Source organism: Priestia sp. SIMBA_032 (assembly GCF_046535215.1).
GTDB lineage: Bacteria > Bacillota > Bacilli > Bacillales > Bacillaceae_H > Priestia > Priestia aryabhattai.
This window is the reverse complement of sequence record NZ_JAWRXD010001145.1, coordinates 1-253: the sequence shown is the minus strand read 5'-3', so window position 1 is coordinate 253 and position 253 is coordinate 1. Positions and strand designations below refer to the sequence as shown.

Here is a 253-nt window from a genome sequence, read left to right as displayed (position 1 = left end):
GATCGGCGCAGGCGGTGCCGCGCGCGGGGTCGCCCCGGCGCTGCTCGATGCCGGGGTTGCGGACCTGTTCGTCGTCAACCGCACGCCGGCACGCGCCGATGCCCTGGCCGACGCGCTGGGCGAGCCGGGTCGCGTGCATCCACGCTATCTGGAGACGCTGGGCGAGCTCGGCGAGTTCGACCTGATCGTGCACGCGTCCTCCGCCGCACGTGCCGACGCGCTGCCGGCGCTGCCGCGCTCGCTGGTCGGCACG

The 253-nt window shown here is 75.9% G+C and carries 1 pseudogene; it reads left to right on the top strand.

The annotated features are described in order from the left end of the window. Nucleotides 1-253, top strand: a pseudogene (locus SB717_RS37905) (shikimate dehydrogenase); the annotation flags it as partial.